Annotated in this window: 21 protein-coding genes; 1 reads left to right on the forward strand and 20 read right to left on the reverse strand. The window is 55.8% G+C overall.

Annotated features, from left to right (window positions below):
• Positions 1 to 126: 126 nt before the first annotated feature.
• From glmS to LG300_RS16410, 4 genes are all read right to left on the reverse strand, one after another.
• Complete coding sequence (gene glmS / locus LG300_RS16395) at positions 127 to 1953, reverse strand: glutamine--fructose-6-phosphate transaminase (isomerizing) (RefSeq protein ID WP_404376348.1); 1827 nt, start codon at positions 1951 to 1953, stop codon at positions 127 to 129.
• 73 nt (positions 1954 to 2026) lie between these two features.
• Complete coding sequence (gene glmU / locus LG300_RS16400; RefSeq protein ID WP_404376349.1) at positions 2027 to 3412, reverse strand: bifunctional UDP-N-acetylglucosamine diphosphorylase/glucosamine-1-phosphate N-acetyltransferase GlmU; 1386 nt, start codon at positions 3410 to 3412, stop codon at positions 2027 to 2029.
• Between the two features lies 1 nt (position 3413).
• Entirely contained in the window at positions 3414 to 4532 is a 1119-nt protein-coding gene (locus tag LG300_RS16405) for an FAD:protein FMN transferase (protein ID WP_404376350.1), read from the reverse strand.
• Positions 4533 to 4560: 28 nt separating this feature from the next.
• Positions 4561 to 5361 (reverse strand): undecaprenyl-diphosphate phosphatase, encoded by an 801-nt coding sequence (locus LG300_RS16410; protein ID WP_404376351.1) that lies wholly within the window; start codon positions 5359 to 5361, stop codon positions 4561 to 4563.
• A 183-nt stretch (positions 5362 to 5544) separates the two neighbouring features.
• Between LG300_RS16410 and LG300_RS16415 the strand changes: the two genes are divergently transcribed.
• Positions 5545 to 6738, forward strand: coding sequence for a cation diffusion facilitator family transporter (locus tag LG300_RS16415; RefSeq protein ID WP_404376352.1), 1194 nt, complete (start codon positions 5545 to 5547; stop codon positions 6736 to 6738).
• Positions 6739 to 6744: 6 nt separating this feature from the next.
• On the opposite strand, the gene mgtE is transcribed toward LG300_RS16415, so the two are convergent.
• The 16 genes from mgtE to LG300_RS16495 form a co-directional block, all read right to left on the reverse strand.
• Positions 6745 to 8127 (reverse strand): magnesium transporter, encoded by a 1383-nt coding sequence (mgtE, locus tag LG300_RS16420; protein WP_404376353.1) that lies wholly within the window; start codon positions 8125 to 8127, stop codon positions 6745 to 6747.
• Between the two features lie 125 nt (positions 8128 to 8252).
• The gene (locus LG300_RS16425; protein WP_404376354.1) at positions 8253 to 8681 is read right to left on the reverse strand and encodes a F0F1 ATP synthase subunit epsilon; all 429 of its coding nucleotides are present in this window, start codon (positions 8679 to 8681) and stop codon (positions 8253 to 8255) included.
• A 24-nt stretch (positions 8682 to 8705) separates the two neighbouring features.
• Entirely contained in the window at positions 8706 to 10085 is a 1380-nt protein-coding gene (atpD, locus tag LG300_RS16430) for a F0F1 ATP synthase subunit beta (protein ID WP_404376355.1), read from the reverse strand.
• A 76-nt stretch (positions 10086 to 10161) separates the two neighbouring features.
• The gene (gene atpG / locus LG300_RS16435) at positions 10162 to 11046 is read right to left on the reverse strand and encodes a F0F1 ATP synthase subunit gamma (protein WP_404376356.1); all 885 of its coding nucleotides are present in this window, start codon (positions 11044 to 11046) and stop codon (positions 10162 to 10164) included.
• A gap of 65 nt (positions 11047 to 11111) precedes the next feature.
• Positions 11112 to 12656, reverse strand: a complete 1545-nt coding sequence (gene atpA / locus LG300_RS16440) for a F0F1 ATP synthase subunit alpha (RefSeq protein ID WP_404376357.1) — start codon at positions 12654 to 12656, stop codon at positions 11112 to 11114.
• 16 nt (positions 12657 to 12672) lie between these two features.
• Positions 12673 to 13209, reverse strand: coding sequence for a F0F1 ATP synthase subunit delta (locus tag LG300_RS16445; protein WP_404376358.1), 537 nt, complete (start codon positions 13207 to 13209; stop codon positions 12673 to 12675).
• 11 nt (positions 13210 to 13220) lie between these two features.
• Positions 13221 to 13691 (reverse strand): F0F1 ATP synthase subunit B, encoded by a 471-nt coding sequence (locus LG300_RS16450; protein WP_404376359.1) that lies wholly within the window; start codon positions 13689 to 13691, stop codon positions 13221 to 13223.
• 78 nt (positions 13692 to 13769) lie between these two features.
• Entirely contained in the window at positions 13770 to 13997 is a 228-nt protein-coding gene (gene atpE / locus LG300_RS16455) for a F0F1 ATP synthase subunit C (protein WP_404376360.1), read from the reverse strand.
• Positions 13998 to 14076: 79 nt separating this feature from the next.
• Complete coding sequence (gene atpB / locus LG300_RS16460; RefSeq protein WP_404376361.1) at positions 14077 to 14904, reverse strand: F0F1 ATP synthase subunit A; 828 nt, start codon at positions 14902 to 14904, stop codon at positions 14077 to 14079.
• A 7-nt stretch (positions 14905 to 14911) separates the two neighbouring features.
• Positions 14912 to 15310 carry an ATP synthase subunit I gene (locus LG300_RS16465; RefSeq protein WP_404376362.1) on the reverse strand — a complete coding sequence of 133 codons (399 nt, stop codon included), beginning with the start codon at positions 15308 to 15310 and terminating at the stop codon, positions 14912 to 14914.
• A gap of 194 nt (positions 15311 to 15504) precedes the next feature.
• Positions 15505 to 16434 (reverse strand): ParB/RepB/Spo0J family partition protein, encoded by a 930-nt coding sequence (locus tag LG300_RS16470; RefSeq protein ID WP_404376363.1) that lies wholly within the window; start codon positions 16432 to 16434, stop codon positions 15505 to 15507.
• A 55-nt stretch (positions 16435 to 16489) separates the two neighbouring features.
• Complete coding sequence (locus tag LG300_RS16475) at positions 16490 to 17257, reverse strand: ParA family protein (RefSeq protein ID WP_404376364.1); 768 nt, start codon at positions 17255 to 17257, stop codon at positions 16490 to 16492.
• Positions 17257 to 17922: a 16S rRNA (guanine(527)-N(7))-methyltransferase RsmG gene (rsmG, locus tag LG300_RS16480; protein WP_404376366.1), complete on the reverse strand. Its 666-nt coding sequence runs from the start codon at positions 17920 to 17922 to the stop codon at positions 17257 to 17259. The genes LG300_RS16475 and rsmG overlap by 1 nt, the downstream gene beginning before the upstream one ends.
• A complete protein-coding gene (gene mnmG, locus LG300_RS16485) occupies positions 17919 to 19823 on the reverse strand; it encodes a tRNA uridine-5-carboxymethylaminomethyl(34) synthesis enzyme MnmG (RefSeq protein WP_404376368.1) in 1905 nt (634 codons plus the stop codon). The genes rsmG and mnmG overlap by 4 nt, the downstream gene beginning before the upstream one ends.
• A 569-nt stretch (positions 19824 to 20392) precedes the next feature.
• Positions 20393 to 21151 carry an amino acid ABC transporter ATP-binding protein gene (locus LG300_RS16490; protein ID WP_404376369.1) on the reverse strand — a complete coding sequence of 253 codons (759 nt, stop codon included), beginning with the start codon at positions 21149 to 21151 and terminating at the stop codon, positions 20393 to 20395.
• A 10-nt stretch (positions 21152 to 21161) separates the two neighbouring features.
• Complete coding sequence (locus LG300_RS16495) at positions 21162 to 21833, reverse strand: amino acid ABC transporter permease (RefSeq protein ID WP_404376370.1); 672 nt, start codon at positions 21831 to 21833, stop codon at positions 21162 to 21164.
• Between the last annotated feature and the right edge of the window lie 80 nt (positions 21834 to 21913).

Raw genomic sequence — 21913 nt, forward strand, 5'->3', positions numbered from 1 at the left:
ACCGCCACGATAATAAGCACACTAACTATGTGCTGCAACGCAGCGATGGCGCATAAGATGCGGCCGTTTGCCGCATCTTGTAAAGCGCTTTTTATCCCACAACTGCAATTAATTGTGACAGGTCGTTTATTCGACGGTCACGCTCTTAGCGAGGTTACGCGGCTGGTCCACATCGGTGCCTTTTAACACCGCCACATGGTAGCTCAACAGCTGCAGCGGCAGCGTATAGAGCAGCGGGGCCAGCGCTTCGTGCACATGGGGAAGCTCCAATACGTGAATATCGTCCTCGGGGCTGATGCCTACTTCCCTGTCAGCAAACACAAACAGCTGACCGCCACGGGCGCGGACTTCTTGGAGATTGGATTTCAGTTTTTCCAGCAGGTCATCATTCGGAGCAACGGAAATAACCGGCATCTCGCTATCCACCAATGCCAGCGGGCCGTGCTTTAGCTCTCCGGCCGGATACGCCTCGGCGTGGATATAGGAGATTTCCTTTAGCTTCAGCGCGCCTTCCAGGGCAATTGGATAGTGGGCACCGCGTCCTAAAAAGAGCGCATGGTTTTTTTCGGCAAACGCCTGGGATAGCGTTTCGATTTGGCTGTCGAGCGCCAGTACCCGTTGGCACACGCCGGGAAGCGTACGCAGCGCGGCGACAATATCCGGATAGTCGGCCTGCCCTTTTGCTTTGCCTACGGCCAGCGTCAGCAGCATTAGCGCAATGAGCTGGGTGGTAAACGCTTTAGTGGAGGCCACGCCGATTTCGGGACCTGCCCGGGTCATCAGCGACATATCCGACTCACGCACTAGCGAGCTGCCGGGCACGTTGCAAATGGCCAGCGAACCGACATAGTTCAGCGTTTTTGCAAAGCGTAGCGCCGCTAGGGTGTCGGCAGTTTCCCCCGACTGGGAGAGCGTCACAAACAGCGTGCCTTCCGGTACCACCGGATGTCGGTAGCGGTACTCCGAGGCGACTTCCACCTGCACCGGTACGCCGGCGTAGCGCTCTAGCCAGTAGCGGGCAACCAAGCCTGCATGGTAGCTGGTGCCGCAGGCGATGATGTGTACTTGGCGCGTTTTCTGAAACAGCGCCTGGGCATCCGGCCCAAAGCTCTCGACCAACACGCTGCTGGCGCTAAGCCGCCCCTCTAGTGCCGCCTCGATCACCTTAGGCTGCTCAAAGATCTCTTTGAGCATGTAGTGGCGGTACTCGCCTTTACTGGCCGCGCCATCGCCATGTTCAAAGGTATGGATGGGCCGCTCTACTCTGTTTCCTTCGCGGTCGATAATGCGGATATCGCCATGCTCCCGCAGCTCGACCAAATCCCCCTCTTCCAGGTAGATAAAGCGGTCGGTTACCTGCAAGAGCGCCAGCGGGTCGGAGGCCAGGAATGTCTCATCGATACCCACACCGACCACCAAGGGGCTACCTTGGCGTGCACCTACCACAACGCCGGGCTCAGCGGCGCTCATCACTCCCAGAGCATAGGCCCCGCCTAAACCGCCGACAATCTGTTGGGTGGCGTCGAATAGCGTTAGCCCAGCCGCCAGCTTTTCAGCCAGTAAGTGGGCAATTACTTCGGTATCGGTTTCCGAGGTAAAAGTATGCCCATTGGTTTGTAGGGTCTCTTTGATCTTCTCGTAGTTTTCGATAATGCCGTTATGCACCACGGCAACGTTGTCGCTGCTGTGATGTGGATGGGCGTTAGCTTCGGAGGGTTTGCCATGGGTCGCCCAGCGGGTATGGGCAATGCCGCAACTGCCCGGCAGCGCCGCGCTATCTAGCTGCGCTTCCAAGGCTGCTACTTTCCCCAAGGCACGGTGGCGCGTGAGCGACCCTTCGTTAAGCACCGTCATGCCAGAGGAGTCATAACCGCGATACTCCAAACGCTTAAGCCCTTCCAGCAAAATTCCCTGCACATTACGCTGAGCAACCGCCGCGACGATGCCACACATAGTTTTTTCTCCAAGCTACTTAACCAGTCCGCGCAACGTTAAAACGGCAGCACGGATAGATGAATACGGCTTTTTAATGATTCTTAGCACTAGGCTTTTTAACTTTACTGGGGCGTGGCCAATCCACTTTTTCTAACTGGCGGCTACGGGAAACGGCTAAGGCGTAGTCGGTAACGTCTTTAGCAATCGTTGAGCCAGCCCCGACAGTGGCACCTTTGCCAACCGAGACAGGCGCTACCAGCGCTGTGTTAGAACCGATAAAGGCATTATCACCAATCTCGGTATGGTGCTTATTAGCACCGTCGTAATTGCAGGTAATGGTGCCTGCGCCGACATTAACATCACGGCCAAGGCGGGCATCGCCCACATAGCTTAAGTGGTTAATCTTGCTGCCTTCGCCAACGTCTGCATTTTTAGTTTCGACAAAGTTGCCCACTTTGGCTTTCACGGCTAAACGCGTGCCGGGGCGAAGCCGTGCATAAGGGCCAACCTGGTTGAGGCCTGCCGCTACAGTAGAGTCGATGACACTATGGCTATGGATCTCGCTTTCGGCGCCAATGGTGCTGTTTTTAATCACGCAGTAGGGGCCAACCCGCACGCCCTCACCCAGTTCTACGTTACCTTCAAATACGCAGCCCACATCAATGAACACATCATGGCCACAGGTCAGTTTACCGCGCACGTCAATCCGTGCGGGGTCTGCTAATGCGACGCCTTGGGCCATTAGCGTTTCGGCTATTTGTTGCTGATAGGCACGCTCCAAGCGGGCCATTTGCGAGCGGTTATTGACCCCTTCCACCTCGGTGGCGCTGTGGGGCTGCGCCGTGGCGACCTTGATGCCTTCACTGGCCGCCATGGCGATCACGTCGGTCAGGTAGTACTCGCCCTGGGCATTGTCTGCCGATAGCTGGGGCAGCCAACGCTTTAGTTGGGCGCTGGTCATCGCCATAATGCCGGTATTGCACTCGGTGATCGCCCGTTGCTCGTCGTTGGCATCTTTCTGCTCAACAATCGCTACGGCGTGACCATCGCTGTCACGCACAATACGCCCATAGCCACTGGGGTCGTCGAGCGTCACGGTCAGTAGCCCCATATGCTGCTCATCGACTTGGGAGAGCAGGTTGGCCAGAGTATCGCGGCGAATCAGCGGTACGTCCCCATACAGTACCAGCACAACGCCACTGCCCAGGTGGGGCTGCGCTTGGGCAACCGCATGGCCGGTGCCCTTCTGCTCTTCCTGCAACGCAAAGGAGACGTTGTACTCCGCTAAGGTTTCGCGCAGTTGATCGGCGCCGTGGCCAATCACGACATGGGTACGGCTAGGGTTGAGACCGCTGGCGGTATCCAACACGTGCTGCACCATGGGTTTGCCCGCCAGCGTGTGCAGCACCTTCGGCAACTGTGAGCGCATCCGCGTGCCCTTGCCTGCCGCAAGGATGACGATATCGAGGTCGTGCATGTTATTCACCTGTCTCCGTTTGGTGATTCGCAGTGGGCCCACCCCACGGCTCTATACCCAGTTCATTCACCAACGCTTCACCAAAATAGTTGACGAATGCCGGGCTGGCGAGGCTGCGCCAGCGCTCCCCATCCTTCACTAACATTAAAATATTGAGGTTATTCTCTACCGCAAGCTGCATACCCTTTTCGCTACCTACCACGGTGAGCGCCGTTGCCCAGGCATCTGCCCAGGCATTGGAGGGATGAAATACAGAAACCGAGGCGAGCTGGTGTTTAATGGGCCGCCCGGTGCGCGGGTCCAACAGGTGAGAGAAGCGCTCGCCATCGACTTCGAAGTAGTTGCGGTAGTCGCCGGAGGTAGCCACCGACATTCCTTCCAAGGCAACCACATGCTGCGCTTTCGGCGCCCCGCTTTGCGGTACTTCAATGCCAATGCGCCAGGGCGTTTGCGCTTCAATATCGCGGTAGCCACGGGCAATTAAACCGCCACCGATATTGACCAGATAGTTGTCGATGCCTTGCTGGTCTAGATAGGCGGCTACTCGGTCGGTGCCATGCCCCTTAGCAACACCAGAAAGGTCGACAAAAACGTCCCGTAGGCGGCGCGCCTGCATACGCTGGGTATCTACCTCGACTGCATCAAACCCAATGGTGGCCATGCGTTCGCTTAGCTCAGCATCGCTAGGCACCTCTTCCGGCCGGGCTTCAGGGCCAAAGCTCCATAGATTCACTACGTCGCCAATGGTGATATCGAACGCGCCATCGCTGGCTTCCGCCACCGAGCGGCTAACGGCTAGCATTTCAAGAAGCTCGTTGGAAAGCGGCTGCCACTCATTGAGCGGTGCCTGGTTAAAGGCGACTAGTTCTGAATCGTCACGGTAGGTCGACATCGCCTGGTCAACGTCTTCCAGCTCGGCCAGGATGCCCTCTTCCAAGGCATTGGCTTCGCCTTGGGTTAGCGGATCCACCAGGGTAATTTGGTAATAAGTACCGAAGATGCCGCCTTCAAAACGTACTGGTGACTCCAGCGGCCGATCATTTTCTGAACAGCCCACCAGAAAAGCGCTGACCAGTGCCACAACGCCCACACGCCCTAGCGCGGTTTGATAGCCCTTCATTCAATTTCCTTCAATAAAACGCGCTGGGTTAGAAGTGAAAAAACCACAGTAGCCAGGCACCAAACAGTACCCGGTACACCACAAATGGCTGCATCCCCAGCTTCTTAATCACCACCAGGAAGTAGTGAATACATAAATAGGCGCTGACTCCCGACAGCAGCGCCCCTACTAGCATAGCGGGTACGTCAATTAAGTGAGGCGCTTTGAGCAGATTCACCACTTCAAGCCCGCCCGCCAGCACAATGACCGGGATCGAGAGTAAAAACGAAAAGCGTGCCGCCCCTTCGCGGTTCATGCCAACCATCAGCGCTGCGGTCATGGTGATGCCCGAACGCGATGTGCCGGGAATGAGCGCCAGCACCTGGGCGCCGCCGATAATCAGCACATCTTTGAGGGTCAGCTGATACTCGCTACGGGTACCGCGCATTTTCCAGTCGGCGTAGCCCAGCAAAAAACCAAAACCAATTAAGCTGATACCGATAATCAACGTGGAGCGCATATAGCCGGAAATAACGTCATGGAGTAAGAAGCCGACGATACACACCGGCAGCGTGGCCACGGCGACCCAAAACGCCAGGCGTGCGTCTTCATCGACGCCGTTGCCTTTTACCGCCGTCAAGCTGCTGACGATCATTTTCCATATTTCCTGGCGAAAATAGATCACCACGGCGCTTAAACTGCCTAGATGAAGCGCCACATCAAAAGCAAGCCCTTGATCTTCCCAGGTGGTCAGAACCGGCACCAATATCAAGTGAGCAGAGCTAGAAATAGGTAGAAACTCAGTAAGCCCTTGCACCACCGCTAATACCACCACTTGGAGCCAATCCATAGTCGTCCTATCTATATTCGTTATGAAATGATGCGCACTCGTTTAGAAGTGGCGCTAAGGATACACATCCATTAATTCGCTGTCCCCACGGGTAGGTGTGCGAATTCACAAGGGGGTATAGAGCTTACCCAGCGGTAAGCTACAATAGAGGCCTATTGGAAGTGTGCGTCCGCAGGGTAACCCATGACTCAGACCGTAGAAACGCCAGTGGTTCCCAACCGCGAGCTAGATAGCCAAGAGGCCAAGCGTGTTACCTATGTTGGCGCTTGGCTAGACGGTTTGCTGAGCGTTATTAAAGTGGCCGTCGGCTTTTTTGTCGGCTCTGCAGCGCTGATTGCCGATGGCATTCACTCGCTCTCGGACCTTGTGACCGATGGTTTCGTACTGGCAGCCATTCACTACGGTCGCCAGGAGCCAGATAGCGACCACCACTATGGCCATGGCCGTATTGAAACTCTCACTACGCTGCTGCTGGGCAGCGTGCTGATCTTCGTGGCCGGCGGTATCGCCTGGTCAAGCCTGGATCGCCTGTTTAGCGGTACGGAGGTCAATGCTCCCGGCTTCCTTGCCATTGGTATCACCGTACTCGCGCTACTCAGCAAAGAGTGGATTTTCCGCTATACCATGCGAGTGGCTAAACGGGTGAAGTCCAAACTGCTGGAGGCCAATGCCTGGCACTCGCGCAGCGATGCACTCTCAACGGCGGTCGTGCTGGTGGCGTTGGTTGGGGCACAGTTCGGCTTAGGCTGGCTAGACGCCGTGGCCGCTATCATCGTAGGGCTGCTGGTCGGTAAAGTGGGCTGGGATCTGCTGTGGGAGTCGGCCCGGGAGCTGGTGGACACCGCTTTGCCGGAAAATATTCAGCAGCAGATGCACGATGTCGCCTGCAGTGTGCCTGGAGTAGATAGCGTACACGATCTGCGTACACGCCAATCCGCCGGTTGGGTAATGGTCGACCTGCATGTGGTGGTGGGGCCAAAGATCACCGTCTCGGAAGCCCATGAGATCGGCAACGAAGTCAGCCGCCGCCTGCGCCATGAGTTTCCGCTTCTGACCGACGTTATTTTCCACATTGACCCGGAAGATGATGCGGGGGAAGGCGACCCCAGCCGCCTGCCCGGCTTGCCGCTACGCCCGGAAGTGGAAGCCGCGCTGGATGCACGCTGGTATAAACATCCAGTATGGCGCACCTTGAGCGACCTTCAGCTTCACTACCTAAACGATAAGGTATCGGTATCGCTGATTATTAGCGACGCCGTCCACCAGCCACCTCAGTGCTTGGCTAGCCAGCTAAAAGCGCTAGCGAGTGACATTGAGTGGCTAGGTCATGTGGAAGTGCTGTTTATTACCCGCGCCGCCAGCAGCGCCATGCGCTAGGTTACGCTAAACACCCGCCAGTATGGCGGTAGCGATGCTGAAGTAGATCAACACCCCGGAGGCATCGATCAGTGTGGTGACTAGCGGCGCTGAGGCAGTGGCGGGGTCCACCTTAAAACGCTCCAGCACGAACGGTAAGCACATACCGATCATGCTACCAAACAGTACAATCGTCACCATGCTTAACGCGACGATGATAGCCACCGCTTCGCCGCCTCGGAAAATGCCAATCGGGGCCACGGCAACCGCCATGGTTAGCCCTAATGAGCCTGCCACTAGCAGCTCGCGCCCGAGCATCTTGCTCCAATCCTTGACGCCCACATCGCCGGTAGCCATACCGCGCACCATCAGCGTGGCCGCCTGAGCGCCTGCGTTACCACCACTCCCGATCAGCAGCGGTAAAAAGAACACCAGCGCTACCTGGGCGGCAATGGTGTCCTCGAAATAGGCAATGCCTGCTCCAGAAAAGAGGTTGGCAAATACCAGCAGTACCAGCCAGAACACTCGCTTGCGATACAGGCTCCATAACGGTACACGGCTAACGCCATCCTCTAGCTGCCCAATGGACATCCCCTTGTGGATATCTTCGGTGGCTTCCGACTCGGCGACATCCATGGCATCGTCGTGGGTCACAATGCCCACCATACGGCCTTCGGCATCAATCACGGGCAAGGCCAGCAAATCGTAGCGGGCAACAATCCTTGCCACCTCTTCCTGGGCTTTATCCACGGGGGTTTTAATGACATCTTTAATCATAATGTCATCCACCGTTGCCCCTGGGCGGGCCACCATTAGCTGCCGTAACGACATGGTACCGATCAGTTGCCCATCGCTATCTAAAATATAGAGCTGGTAAACGGTTTCGGCATCTGGAGCGGTTTGTCGAACCCGCATCATCGCTTGCGACACCGTCATGCCACTGGCTATGGCTACATAGTCAGAGGTCATAATGGCGCCAGCGGTACCCTCTTCATAGCTGGCGAGGCGTTTGAGATCTTCTCGCTCCTGGTGCGCCATGCGGCGCAGCAGCGCTTCGCGACGGTCCTCCCCCAACAGGTTAAATAAGTCCGCCCGCTCATCGGAGCCCATCTCCTCCAAGAGCTTGAGCACTTGGGTATCAGAGAGCTCTCCTACCACCTCAAGCTGGCTTTCTCCCGGCAGGTAGCCCAGCACGTTGGCCGCCCGCTCTGCCGACAGTGTATCCAGTACTATTAGCGCTGCATGTAGCTGCTCATCCTCTTCAATCAGCTCTTCCAGCACTTCACCAATGTCGGCCGAGCGGATCTCCGCTAGGCGTTCAGCAAGCCGCGCCTTATTTGGCGAATCTTGGGTAAGCTCCTCAAGAAGCTCGTTTTTTAGGGCCTGTAGGGCTTCTTCGTGTAGTGCCATCGCCAGCTCCTTGTGTGCAGACAAGCGCCATACTGCTAACCATTATTCTTTACTATCGGATAAAAAAACGCCCCCTGAACCCTGTTACGGGTTCAAGGGGCGTTTTGTTCACGCGAAGCGTGTTGTTAGCCTTTACCCGCCTTTTTACGCAGCTGCTGAATCGTTCGCAGCTGAGCAACGGCTTCGGCAAGTTCAGCGGCGGCGCGGGTATAATCCAGCTCCGCAGACTTGTCGTTAAAGGCTTTCAGCGCTTGCTGACGCGCTTCTTCTGCAGCGGCCTCATCGAGGTCGCTGGCGCGAGTCGCTGCGTCGGCCAGAATCGTGACAACGGTAGGCTGGACTTCCATGAAGCCGCCAGAGACAAAGAAGTTCTCTTCCTTGCCATCATCGTGGATCACGCGAACCGGGCCTGGCTGTAGCTCGGTCAGCAGCGGGGTGTGCCCCGGCAAAATGCCGAGGTCACCCATAATCCCTGCAGCTACCACCATCTCGACAGTACCTGAGAAGATGGAATCTTCAGCGCTGACGATATTGCAAGTGAAGCTATTCGCCATAGCGAATCCCCCTAATGGACGGGATTACTTCTTCATCTGGTTGGCTTTCTCGACAGCTTCGTCGATGGAGCCGACCATGTAGAAGGCCTGTTCCGGCAGGTTGTCGTACTCGCCAGCAAGGATGCCCTGGAAGCCGCGGATGGTGTCTTTCAGCGACACGTACTTACCGGGCGAGCCTGTAAAGACCTCAGCCACGAAGAACGGCTGCGACAGGAAGCGTTGGATTTTACGCGCACGGGCAACGGCCAGCTTATCTTCATCAGACAGCTCATCCATACCCAGAATTGCGATGATATCCTTCAGTTCCTTGTAACGCTGCAGAACGTTCTGCACGCCGCGCGCAACTTCATAGTGCTCTTCACCTACCACCAGCGGGTCCAGCTGACGCGAAGTGGAGTCGAGCGGATCAATCGCGGGGTAGATACCTAGCTCAGCGATGGAACGCGCCAGTACTACGGTCGCATCAAGGTGAGAGAAGGTGGTCGCCGGCGACGGGTCGGTCAAGTCATCCGCAGGGACGTAAACGGCCTGTACGGAGGTGATAGAACCCGTTTTGGTAGAGGTGATACGCTCCTGAAGAACGCCCATCTCTTCGGCCAGTGTCGGCTGGTAACCTACCGCAGACGGCATACGACCCAACAGAGCAGATACTTCGGTACCGGCCAGGGTGTAACGGTAGATGTTATCGACGAACAGCAGAACGTCGCGGCCTTCATCACGGAATTTCTCAGCGATGGTCAGGCCGGTCAGCGCTACGCGTAGACGGTTGCCGGGCGGCTCGTTCATCTGACCATATACCAGCGCTACCTTATCGATAACGTTGGATTCGGTCATTTCGTGATAGAAGTCGTTACCCTCACGCGTACGCTCACCAACACCCGCGAATACTGAGTAGCCGCTGTGCTCGGTGGCGATGTTGCGGATAAGCTCCATCATGTTAACGGTTTTACCAACACCGGCACCGCCGAATAGACCAACTTTACCACCCTTAGCAAAGGGGCAAACCAGGTCGATAACCTTGATACCGGTTTCCAGCAGCTCGTTAGAGGCTGCCTGGTCAGCATAGCTCGGTGCTTTGCGGTGGATCGGCATACGCTCTTGCTCGCCAATCGGTCCTGCTTCATCGATCGGCTCGCCGAGCACGTTCATGATGCGACCCAGCGTTTCCTTACCTACCGGTACGGAAATCGCGGCACCTGTGTTAGTCACGTCCATGCCACGCTTCAAGCCCTCAGTGGAGCCCATGGCAATGGCGCGTACTACGCCGTCGCCCAGCTGCTGCTGGACTTCGAGGATAGTCTCAACGTTGGAGACCTTCAGCGCGTCGTAGACCTTGGGCACAGAGTCCCGCGGAAACTCTACGTCAATCACCGCGCCGATGATTTGTACGATACGTCCGCTCATCTTGGTTCCTCTCAAAAACCTGCAAATGAAACCTGTCTGCCGGGAGCCACCTAAGCGATGGCAGGCTCCCTAGGCGTTATACGGCTGAGGCGCCGCCGACGATCTCGGAAATTTCCTGGGTGATGGCGGCCTGACGGGCCTTGTTGTAAACCATCTCCAGATCGTCGATCAGGTTGCCCGCGTTATCAGTGGCACTCTTCATAGCGATCATTCGGGCGGCCTGTTCACACGCACCGTTTTCGACTACCGCCTGATACACCTGCGATTCGATGAATCGAACCAACAGGCTGTCTAGCAACGCCTTGGCATCCGGTTCATACAGGTAGTCCCAGCTTCCGGGACGGGCGTTTTCTTCGTCATGCTTAGCGTCTGCGCCCATATCAGGCGACAGAGGAAGAAGCTGACGCACAACGGGCCGCTGAGTCATGGTGTTAACGAACTCGTTATACACCACATACAGGCGGTCTAGGCGTCCTTCATCGTACGCTTCAAGCATCACCTTAATGCTACCGATCAGACCCTCAACGGTCGGTGACTCTCCTAACCCGCTTTTTGCGGCAATCAAGTTGCCGCCATAGTTGCGGAAGAAAGCACCAGCTTTAGAGCCGAGGGCGCAGAAGTCTAGCTCAGCGCCTTGCTGCTTCCAGGTAGCGGCATCTTTCACCACTGCCTTAAACAGGTTGACGTTTAAGCCGCCACACAGGCCACGGTCGGTGGACACCACGATGTAACCAACGCGCTTCACCTCACGCTCGACCATATAGTCGTGCTTATACTCGGGGTTTGCGTCAGCAATGTGGCCTACCACGTTACGAATCTGCTTGGCGTACGGCTGGCCAGCCTTCATCAGATCTTGCGCTTTACGCATTTTCGATGCAGCCACCATTTCCATGGCGCTGGTGATCTTCTGCGTATTTTTAATGCTCCCGATCTGGGTGCGTATCTCTTTTGCAGCTGCCATAGCGATCTACCCTTCGTTCGTGGCTCTCAGAAAGTATGCAAGCCCGCCCGCAGGCGGGCCGAACATTACCAGCTCTGAGTCGCCTTGAACTTCTCGAGACCTGACTTCAAGCCGTCCTGAATCTCGCCGTTGTAGTCGCCGGTCTGGTTGATCTTATCGAGCAGCTCGCTGTGCTCAGACTTCATGTAATCGTGCAGGGCACGTTCGAAGTCCAGCACCTTATCGACGCTCACGTCATCCAGGTGACCTTCGTTAGCGGCGTACAGAGACAGCGCCATTTCTGCAACTGACATCGGCGAGTACTGCTTCTGCTTCATCAGTTCGGTAACACGTTGGCCATGCTCAAGCTGCTTACGCGTGGCTTCATCAAGGTCAGAGGCAAACTGCGAGAACGCCGCCAGTTCGCGGTACTGAGCCAGGGCCAGACGTACACCGCCACCCAGCTTCTTGATGATTTTGGTCTGCGCGGCACCACCTACACGGGAAACCGAGAGACCTGCGTTAATTGCCGGACGGATACCGGAGTTAAACAGGTTGGTTTCCAGGAAGATCTGACCATCGGTGATGGAGATAACGTTAGTCGGAACGAACGCCGATACGTCACCGCCTTGCGTTTCAATGATCGGTAGTGCGGTCAAAGAACCGGTTTTGCCCTTCACTTCGCCGTTGGTGAACTTCTCAACGTAGTCGGCGTTGACGCGCGCAGCACGCTCCAGCAGACGCGAGTGGAGATAGAAAACGTCACCCGGGTAGGCTTCACGGCCCGGCGGACGACGCAGCAGCAGGGATACCTGACGGTAAGCAACGGCTTGCTTGGAGAGATCATCATAAACGATCAGTGCGTCTTCACCGCGGTCGCGGAAGTACTCACCCATGGTGCAGCCAGAGTAGGCGGCCAAGAACTGCATAGGTGCCGGATCGGCAGCGCCTGCAGCCACAACGATGGTGTGTTCCATCGCGCCGTGCTCTTCTAGCTTGCGAACGACGTTAGCAATGGTCGACTGCTTCTGACCGATTGCCACGTAGACACAGGTAACGCCTTTGCCTTTTTGGTTGATGATCGCATCGATGGCAATGGCAGATTTACCAATCTGACGGTCACCGATAATCAGCTCACGCTGACCACGACCGATTGGCACCATGGCATCGATGGATTTCAGACCCGTTTGGATCGGCTCATCAACAGACTGACGAGTAATAACGCCGGGCGCTACTTTTTCTACCGCGTCGGTCAGCTTAGCGTTGATATCGCCTTTGCCGTCGATGGGGTTACCCAGCGCGTCGACAACGCGACCAATCAGCTCGGGGCCTACCGGAACTTCAAGAATGCGACCGGTACACTGGGCGGTCATGCCTTCTTCAAGCTGCAGGTAGTCACCCAGGACAACGGCACCGACGGAGTCACGCTCCAGGTTCAGTACCATGCCGAAGATGCTGTTGGGGAATTCAATCATTTCACCAAACATCGCGTCTTCGAGGCCGTGAATTTTCACGATACCGTCGGAAACACTGACGATGGTGCCCTGATTACGGGCTTCAGATGCGACGTCAAGCTTTTCGATTCGCTGCTTGATGATGTCGCTGATCTCGGAAGGATTCAGTTGCTGCATGCCATGTCCCTCAGACTCAAGCGGTCAGTGCTTCAGAAAGGCGGTTCAATCGACCACGCACCGAGCCGTCAATGACGGTATCGCCGGCACGAAGGATGACACCGCCAATCAGCGACTTGTCCACCTGAGTAGTAATGGAGATTTCGCGATTCAAACGTTTCTTGAGCGCGCCTGCTAGCTTGGTCTGCTGCTCGCCGTCCAGCTCATAAGCGGACGTAACGGTTACCTCAACACGCTGCTCATGCTCGGCACGCAGGTACTCGAACTGTTCAGCGATGAAGGGCAGTGCCGTTAGGCGACCCTGGTCGGCTAAGGTATCCAAAAAGCGTGACAGATCGTCACCCTGCTGTTCCGGCAACATATCGGAAAGCAGCGCGACCTTTTTGTCATTCTCAAGTTTTGGACTGCCCAGCAAGCGACGAAAGTCACTGTTAGCAACCGCTGCGCTTAAAAAACTCAGCGCCTGGGACCAACTATCAAGCGCCTCATGATCACGCGCGTATTCAAACGCCGCCTTAGCGTAAGGACGAGCGACGGTAAGTAATTCCGCCATGGGTCACCTCCTTACAGTTCAGCAGCAAGCTCATCAAGTAACTTGCGATGTGCTTTCTCGTCGACCGAAGCCTCTAGTACACGCTCAGCACCAAGGATGGCGAGGTGAGAAACTTGGGCACGAAGCTCTTCTTTTGCACGATTCACTTCTTGCTCAATCTCTGAACGGGCACTTGCCTTTAGGCGTTCGCCTTCGGCACGAGCCTGTTCGCGTGCTTCCTCGATCATTTGAGCAGAGCGCTTGTTGGCTTGCTCGAGAATTTGAGAAGCCTGCTCCTTGCTTTCACGCAGCGTTTGCTCAGCACGCTCTTGAGCTAGCTCAAGGTCGCGAGTCGCACGGCTGGCTGCGTCCAAGCCATCAGCAATCTTTTTCTGACGCTCGTGAAGCGCGTTGCTGATCGGAGGCCACACATACTTTATGCAAAACCAGACAAAGATCGCGAAGGCGATCGTCTGCCCGATAAGCGTCATGTTGATATTCACAGGGATGTACCTCTGACAAGTTCGTGGCGACCGGAGTGAAACAAAACCGAGCGGATTAGCCGCTCGGCGATGCAATCATTAACCGGCAACAACGAAGATCAGGTACATCGCGATACCAACACCGATCATCGGAACGGCGTCCAGCAGACCCGCCATCAGGAAGGTTTTGGTCTGCAGTTGGTCGCCCAGCTCAGGCTGACGTGCAGTGGACTCGATCAGTTTGCCACCGAGGATAGCGAAACCGATACCGGTACCCAAAGCGCCCAGGCCGATCATGATGGAGGCAGCAACGTAGATAAGTTCCATGGTAATGCTCCTAGTTTTTCAAGTTTAATTGCAAGGTTGAGGGTTAAGGTTAAGGGTTAATCTCACGTGTGCGGTGCGCTTAGTGATGCTCGTGAGCAGCACTGAGGTACACCACGGACAGAACAGTAAAAATAAATGCCTGCAGGACAACGATCAAAATGTGGAAGATCGCCCACGGCACATCCAACAGCCAGATTGCCCAGAACGGCAGCATGGCGATCAGAATAAAGATAACTTCACCGGCAAACATGTTGCCGAATAGACGCATTGCTAAGCTGAACGGCTTCACCAACAAAGCGACGATTTCAAGCAGCAGGTTGAACGGAATCAGCGCCCAATGGTTGAACGGCGTTAGTGACAGCTCCTTGGCAAAACCACCTGCGCCTTTGACTTTAAAGCTGTAGTAGAGGATGAGGCCAAACACGCCCAAAGCCAGACCTAAGGTGGCATTGACGTCTGTTGTCGGCACGATCTTCATGTAGTCGACGCCTAACTTACTGAAGAGTACAGGGAAGTAGTCGACAGGAAGGATCTTCAGCGTGTTCATGAAGAGAATCCACACGAACAGCGTCAGCGCTAGGGGGGCAATAATAGGGTTGTGACCCTTGAAGGCGCCTTTGATCATGTCTTCTACGAATTCGAAGACCATCTCAACGGCATTTTGCAAACCGCCTGGAACCCCTGTGGTCGCCATTTTACCGGCTTTACGGAACAGATAGATGAACAACAGCCCCATAGCGATGGACCAGCCCATGGTATCCAAGTGGATGGCCCAAAAGCCCATTTCACTTGCTTCTTCAGCAGAGTGTGCCAGCGACCAACCATTCTCTGGGTGCTTACCAAAGGTTAAGTTCTGCAAGTGGTGCTGGATATAGTAAGTCGTTGAGACTTCGTTACCTGCGGCCATAGACATGTCACCTCAATTTAGTTGCGCGGTGCCTTAGCATCAGCCATGGAGCGAGCCAATGTGTCAGAACAATCGCGACATAAGCGCTAAAAAAGAAAGCTGGGTTTGAGGGAGGCACGGCAACAAACACGGCTGTGAAGAGTGCCACCGTCAAACCAAACTTACCTGCCTCGGCGCGCAGCAGCGTCGCTGACCGCTGAGAAACGTTCGTATGTAAAAACCCCATTCGATAGACAAAAAAGGCATGTGGCAGCAGTGCCACAAGAGCGCCCTTCAGTACTGAGGTTACGCCCGCTAGCTGTGCCGATGGATACGCAAGCAATATTCCCATCAGCGTCACTAGCAGTTGAATAATGGCCAACCGTAGGATGTACGCTTTACGTCGCTGGGTCTCGATTCGCTGCATATTTCCCCAGTACGTTAAATGAACGGCCATTATTACTGTCAGCTGGTAGGCAACAAATGGCCAACCTGCATAAATCTTGCGCGATTATAGGGAAGCGCTATCACACCTTCAACCGAAGTTGCACGGATTTCGCGCGTTTCAGCGCCTACTTGCGACCAAAGGGCTAAAAACAGGTCGCCCTACTTATTAGCCTGCTATTTAATATGGGCGAGAATTCCATCCAGCTCTTCAAGGCTGCTATAGCGGATAGTGACTTTACCCTTGCCTTTTTGGCCATGATCGATCGACACCGGCGCGCCCAATAACTCACCTAGATGGGTTTCTAAACGGGTAACGTCTGGCGTTTTGGGTGCCTGCTTGGCGGTTGGGACAGGCACCTGTTGGTTTTGCACCTTTTTCACCAGCGCTTCAGTATCGCGTACCGTCAGCTCTTTGTTGACGACTTCGTGGGCAACTTGCCGCTGTTGGGCGCTAGATAGTGAGAGCAGCGCACGGGCGTGGCCCATATCCAGATCACCGCGTTCAAGCAGCGTTTGTACTTCCGGGTCTAGCGCCAGTAAGCGAAGCAAGTTAGCTACTTGGGTGCGGGATTTACCAACCGCATCGGCAATCTGCTGCTGGGTCAGTTCAAATTCATCGCCCAAGCGCTTTAAGGCGAGCGCTTCTTCAATGGCGTTAAGATTTTCCCGCTGGATGTTTTCGATCAGCGCCAGCGCCAATGCGACTTCATCGCTGACATGGCGGATCACCGCCGGAATGACATCCAACTCAGCAAGCTGAGCAGCCCGCCAGCGACGTTCACCGGCAATGATTTCGTAGCGCTCTTTACCGATAGGGCGAACCACGATGGGCTGCATGACGCCCTGGGCGCGTATAGAGTCGGCGAGCTCTTCTAGCGCTTCGGGCTGGATGTCACGACGCGGCTGATACTTGCCCCGCGTCAGTTGCCCTAGCGGTAGGCGCTCCAAACGTTCGGCGGGCGCGCTATCCTGCTCTACCTCGGACAGCGGCGCCTCAGCGCTTTCAAGCGTAGCGCCACCGGTTAGGTCTAAACTGTCACGACGACGGGCGCCCGCACCAATCAGGGCATCCAGGCCACGTCCCAGCGCGCGTTTACGCGTCATTCGCTTTCCCTCGTACTTTGAACGTTATGTACTTTGAACGTCACGGCGACAACCGTTACAACGACAAACGCCGAATCATCTCTTTTGCCAGCACGCGATAGGCCTGGCTACCCCGCGAAAAGCGTGCATATTGCGTTACGGGAACGCCATGACTAGGCGCTTCAGCGACTTTTACGTTGCGCGGAATAGTGGTTTTCAGCAGCGCATCACCGAAAAAGTCGCGCAGCTGCTTGTCCACTTCCCGGGTAAGACTGGTGCGCTTGTCATACATGGTGCGCAGGATGCCGGAGACAGCAAGCTCAGGATTCACGCTCTGCTTGATCTGCTCAACGGTATCCAGCAGTGCCGAAAGCCCCTCTAGCGCATAAAATTCGCACTGCAGCGGGATTAGTACGCCATGAGCGGCGGTAAGTGCGTTCACCGTCAGCATATTGAGCGATGGCGGGCAGTCGATCAGCACCACGTCGTAGTCGTTAGCAACGCTGGCGAGCGCCAGCGATAGGCGGCTTTGGCGCTGGTCGCTATCCAGTAGCTCTACTTCCGCCGCGGTCAGGTCGCCGTTACCGGGTAGTACATCGTAATGCACCGGAAGCCCGCGAACGATTGCTTCACCTGCGGTGGCTTCGCCCAGCAGCACATCAAGCACGCTTTTTTCAAGATCGTACTTGTCGATTCCGCTGCCCATGCTGGCATGGCCCTGGGGGTCAAGATCTACCAGCAGCACGCGGCGATCCAGAGCGGCCAAGCTAGCGGCGAGGTTAACGGCTGAAGTGGTCTTGCCCACGCCGCCTTTTTGGTTGGTCAGGGCAATGATCTGGCTCACTACTCAACTCCTTTTGGGGTCAGGATCAACAGCTGCCGCTCGGCCGTTTCAAAAGGTACATTCAACAGGTGGCGCCCGCTTAGTGCAATGCCTTCGGGCAACTCGCGCAGCTCATCATCAGCACCGGGGCCTTTCATCGCCAGCCACTGGCCGTTGGCGGCGGGTAGCGGGCGGGTCAACGTCACGAAGTCGACCAAACTGGCAAACGCCCGTGAAATGACTTGATCAAACGATTGGCCGGTGAACTGCTCTACCCGTGCCTGGGTAGGGGTCACGTTGGTCAGCGACAGCTCCATCACCGCCTGGCGCTGAAAACGAACTTTCTTGCCATTGCTGTCTAGCAGCGTCACCCGAAGCTCGGGTTTCATGATAGCCAAGACTAATCCCGGCAGACCCGGCCCGGCCCCCACGTCAAGAAGCTCAGGGCCATGAACATAGGGCGCCACAGCGGCGCTATCCAGCACGTGGCGAGAGACCATCTCTTCAACATCGCGCACTGCGGTGAGGTTATAAGCCCGATTCCACTTGTGCAACAGCGCCAACAATCCCAGGAGCTGCTCCCGCTGTAACGCCGTGATGGTCACGTCCAGTTCGGCCAGACCTTGATCCAACCTTGGTGCAACGCCGTTGGGCAAGCTGTTGATCAGCGGCTGCAGTGGGCTCATCCGTTGGCTACCTCGGTATGGCTAATTAAGCGGCGCTTTTTCAGGTGAATTAACAAAATCGATATCGCAGCGGGGGTGACGCCGGAAATACGTGCGGCCTGGGCCAGCGTTTCTGGACGAGCAGCACTTAATTTTTGACGGATTTCATGGGAGAGACCCTCTACCCGTTGGTAATCCAGCTCGGTGGGCAGCGGCGTTGCCTCATGGCGCTTCAGCTTATCGATCTCATCCTGCTGACGGTCGATGTAGCCCTGGTACTTGGCTTGGATTTGTACCTGCTCGGCAACGGCGTCATCGTCAACGCCGCCGCTTTCCATGCCCGGTAAGTCTGCGATATCGGCATAAGTCAGCTCAGGGCGCTTCAGCAGGTCGCTGAGGCAGTACTCACGTGGCAGCGGTTTGCCGGTTTTTTCCGCAATTTTTGCGGCTGCCGGGCTGTTGGGCTGCACCCAGACGGTGGCCAAGCGTGCCGTTTCGCGCTCGATGGCTTCGCGTTTTTGGCTAAAGGCTGCCCAGCGGGTGTCGTCTACCAGCCCCAGTTCACGGCCTTTTTCGGTAAGGCGCAGATCAGCGTTATCTTCACGCAGCAGCAGGCGGTACTCCGCACGGGACGTGAACATGCGGTAAGGCTCTTTGGTGCCCATGGTGATCAAGTCGTCCACCAAGACACCTAGGTAAGCCTCATCACGACGTGGGTACCACGCGTCAAGCTGCTTGGCTCGGCGAGCAGCGTTCAGGCCGGCGAGAAGCCCTTGGGCACCCGCTTCTTCGTAACCAGTTGTGCCGTTGATCTGTCCGGCAAAAAACAGGTTGTGGATAAATTTTGTTTCCAGGGAGTGTTTCAAATCCCGTGGATCAAAGAAATCGTACTCGATGGCATAGCCAGGACGTGTGATGTGCGCGTTTTCAAGCCCTTTGATTGAGCGAACCACTTGCAGCTGAACATCGAAGGGCAGCGAGGTAGAGATGCCGTTGGGGTAAAGCTCGTGGGTATCGAGACCTTCCGGTTCGATGAACACTTGGTGGCTCGATTTATCGGCAAAGCGGTGCACCTTGTCTTCGATCGATGGGCAGTAGCGCGGGCCAATGCCCTCGATCACGCCAGAGTACATCGGCGAGCGATCCAGGTTACCCAGAATAATTTCGTGGGTGCGCTCATTGGTGTGCGCGATATGACAGCTGACCTGCTGGGGGTGCATCTCCCGCGAGCCTAGGTAAGACATTACCGGGGTTGGCGTGTCACCTGGCTGCTCTTCCAACTGAGAAAAATCAACGGTTTTGGCATCGATACGCGGCGGGGTGCCGGTTTTTAACCGGTCAACGTGAAACGGCAACGCACGCAGTCGTTCCGCCAGCGCATTGGAAGGGGGGTCCCCGGCACGGCCTCCTCGGCTTTGATCTAACCCGATGTGGATAACCCCACCCAAAAACGTACCCGTTGAGAGCACGACGGATTCCGCATGAAAGCGAATGCCGGTTTCGGTCACAACGCCACGCACGGTGTCGTTATCCACAATCAGATCGCCAGCCGCCTGCTGAAAAATCGTCAGGTTTGGTTGGTTTTCCAGCATACCGCGAATGGCTGCTTTGTAGCGGATGCGGTCTGCCTGGGCACGGGTTGCGCGTACCGCTGGCCCTTTACGTGCGTTGAGCACGCGAAACTGGATGCCGCCGAGGTCCGTGGCTAGCCCCATTGCACCGCCAAGCGCATCAATTTCTTTCACCAAATGGCTCTTGCCAATGCCGCCAATGGCGGGATTGCACGACATTTGGCCGAGCGTCTCGATGTTGTGGGTTAGCAATAGGGTTTGACAGCCCATACGAGCAGAGGCCAGTGCGGCTTCGGTTCCCGCATGGCCACCGCCGATGACAATCACGTCAAAGCGGTCGGGGTAGTTCAAGAGACACCTCGTCTTGCGCCTGTTGGCACGGATGATGTGGTCAGCGAATCACCGCTGATGGAGTAAGCCCGCCAGTATAAACCTCCTGTGGGTAACCGTCAGGTTTTTCCACACCCAGGTTTACAGGGTTTTGGTTCTATTAATAACAAAATAAAAATAAATAAAAGAAGTTCTGTTGATGTAGTAACTACTAGTGTGGACAAAATCTGTTGATAAGTATAATAAATACATTTTTATCAATTGCTTATATTGTTGACCTTTAGGTGGTAAAGCGGCGGATTACCTGCATAGAAACGGTGTTGGAGCTGTGGATGAATGTGCGACTTGTCCACAGCGCTGTCTAGCAACGGGTTATCCACCTCTGCATACCATGCTTGTTACCGCAGCTGTGAACAACCACACAGTGTTGGGCATATATCGTTTAAAGGCGCTTGTGGCGGGGGACGTGGCAGGATCACGGTGGCGTTGTAAAAAATAGTATCCACAGGCAAAAAAATGGCCTGTCATGAAGACAGGCCACGTTATAGGGCGTGATAGATGCAGTTTGAAACGCTGTTTTAAGCGTTGAGTTAGTGCTTCAGCACCCGTGCCAAGAACGATTGCGTGCGTTCATGCTGGGGAGTATCGAATAGCTGCTCTGGTGGCCCTTGTTCGGTAATTTCGCCTTTGTGGATAAAGATAATGCGGTCGGCCACTTCTCGGGCAAAGCCCATCTCGTGGGTGACGATCACCATGGTCATCCCTTCCTTAGCAAGCTCCCGCATGGCGTCCAGTACTTCGCCAATCATCTCGGGGTCGAGGGCTGAGGTCGGCTCGTCAAACAGCATGAGGCGCGGCTCCATGGCCAGGGCGCGGGCCAGGGCGACACGCTGCTGCTGGCCACCGGAGAGTTGGCTGGGGTACTTGTCCGCTTGGTCTGAGATGCCCACCCGTTCCAACAGACGTTTGGCAGTCTCTTCGGCATCCTGGCGGCTCCAGCCGCGCACCTTCATCGGGGCGAGGGTGATGTTATCGAGCACGCTAAGGTGGGGGAACAGGTTGAACTGCTGGAACACCATACCCACTTCGGTGCGGATGGTTTGCAGCGCCTGGCTGCTTTTGCCATCGGGTAGCAGCGTGTTGCCGTCTACTTCCAGGCTGCCCGACTGAAACTCTTCCAAGCCGTTGATGCAGCGAATCAGCGTGGATTTACCCGAACCACTGGCACCGATCACTACAACAACTTCCCCTGGAATAATCTCAAGGTTGATATCCTTTAGTACATGCAGGCTGCCAAAATGTTTGTTGAGCTGCTGCATGCGCACAATCGGCGGTTGATTAGAGGTCATTGTGCGCTCCTTATTGTCCTGCGAGGCCACGGCGCTCAAGCTGGCGCAGCGCCAGTGAGAGAGACCAGGTAATGGCGAGATACATGAGGGCTACCATGAAGTAGACCTCTAAGGCGGTGAAAGTGGTGGCGATATAGATCTGCCCTTGGCGCACCAGCTCACTCACCCCGATGACGGAAAAGAGCGAGGTATCTTTGATACTGATGATGCCCTGGTTACCCAGCGGTGGAATCATACGGCGCAGTGCCTGAGGCCAGATCACATAGCGAAAGGCCTGTACCCGGGAGAGGCCAAGCGAGAGCGAGGCTTCCCGCTGGCCGCGCTCGATGGACTGCACGCCGCCGCGCACAATTTCAGAGATATAGGCACCGGAGTTGACGGCAATAGCGGCAATCCCAGCAACCAGCGCATTGATGGGCCCGCCCAAGAGCTGTGGCAAGCCGTAAAAAATAAACAGCACCTGTACCAAGATGGGCGTGCCGCGGAACACTTCGACATACACAATGGCTGGCCAACGCAACCAGCGTACCGGGCTAATACGCAGCAGGCCGAAGAAAATACCGATGAAAAAGCCAATCGCCAGACCGCCAAATGAAATCAACAGGGTCCAGGGAATGCCGGGCAGCAAATAGGGAATCGAGCTAAACGCAGCCGACCAGTCAAACTGAAAGTTAACGTCCACGCGTTATCTCCAGATAATAAGAGGAACAACGACACAGGGCCGGGGGAAATGGCCGCCCGGCCCTGTGGTGAGAGTCGCTT

This window comes from Vreelandella aquamarina (assembly GCF_044805175.1).
Lineage (GTDB): Bacteria > Pseudomonadota > Gammaproteobacteria > Pseudomonadales > Halomonadaceae > Vreelandella > Vreelandella aquamarina_B.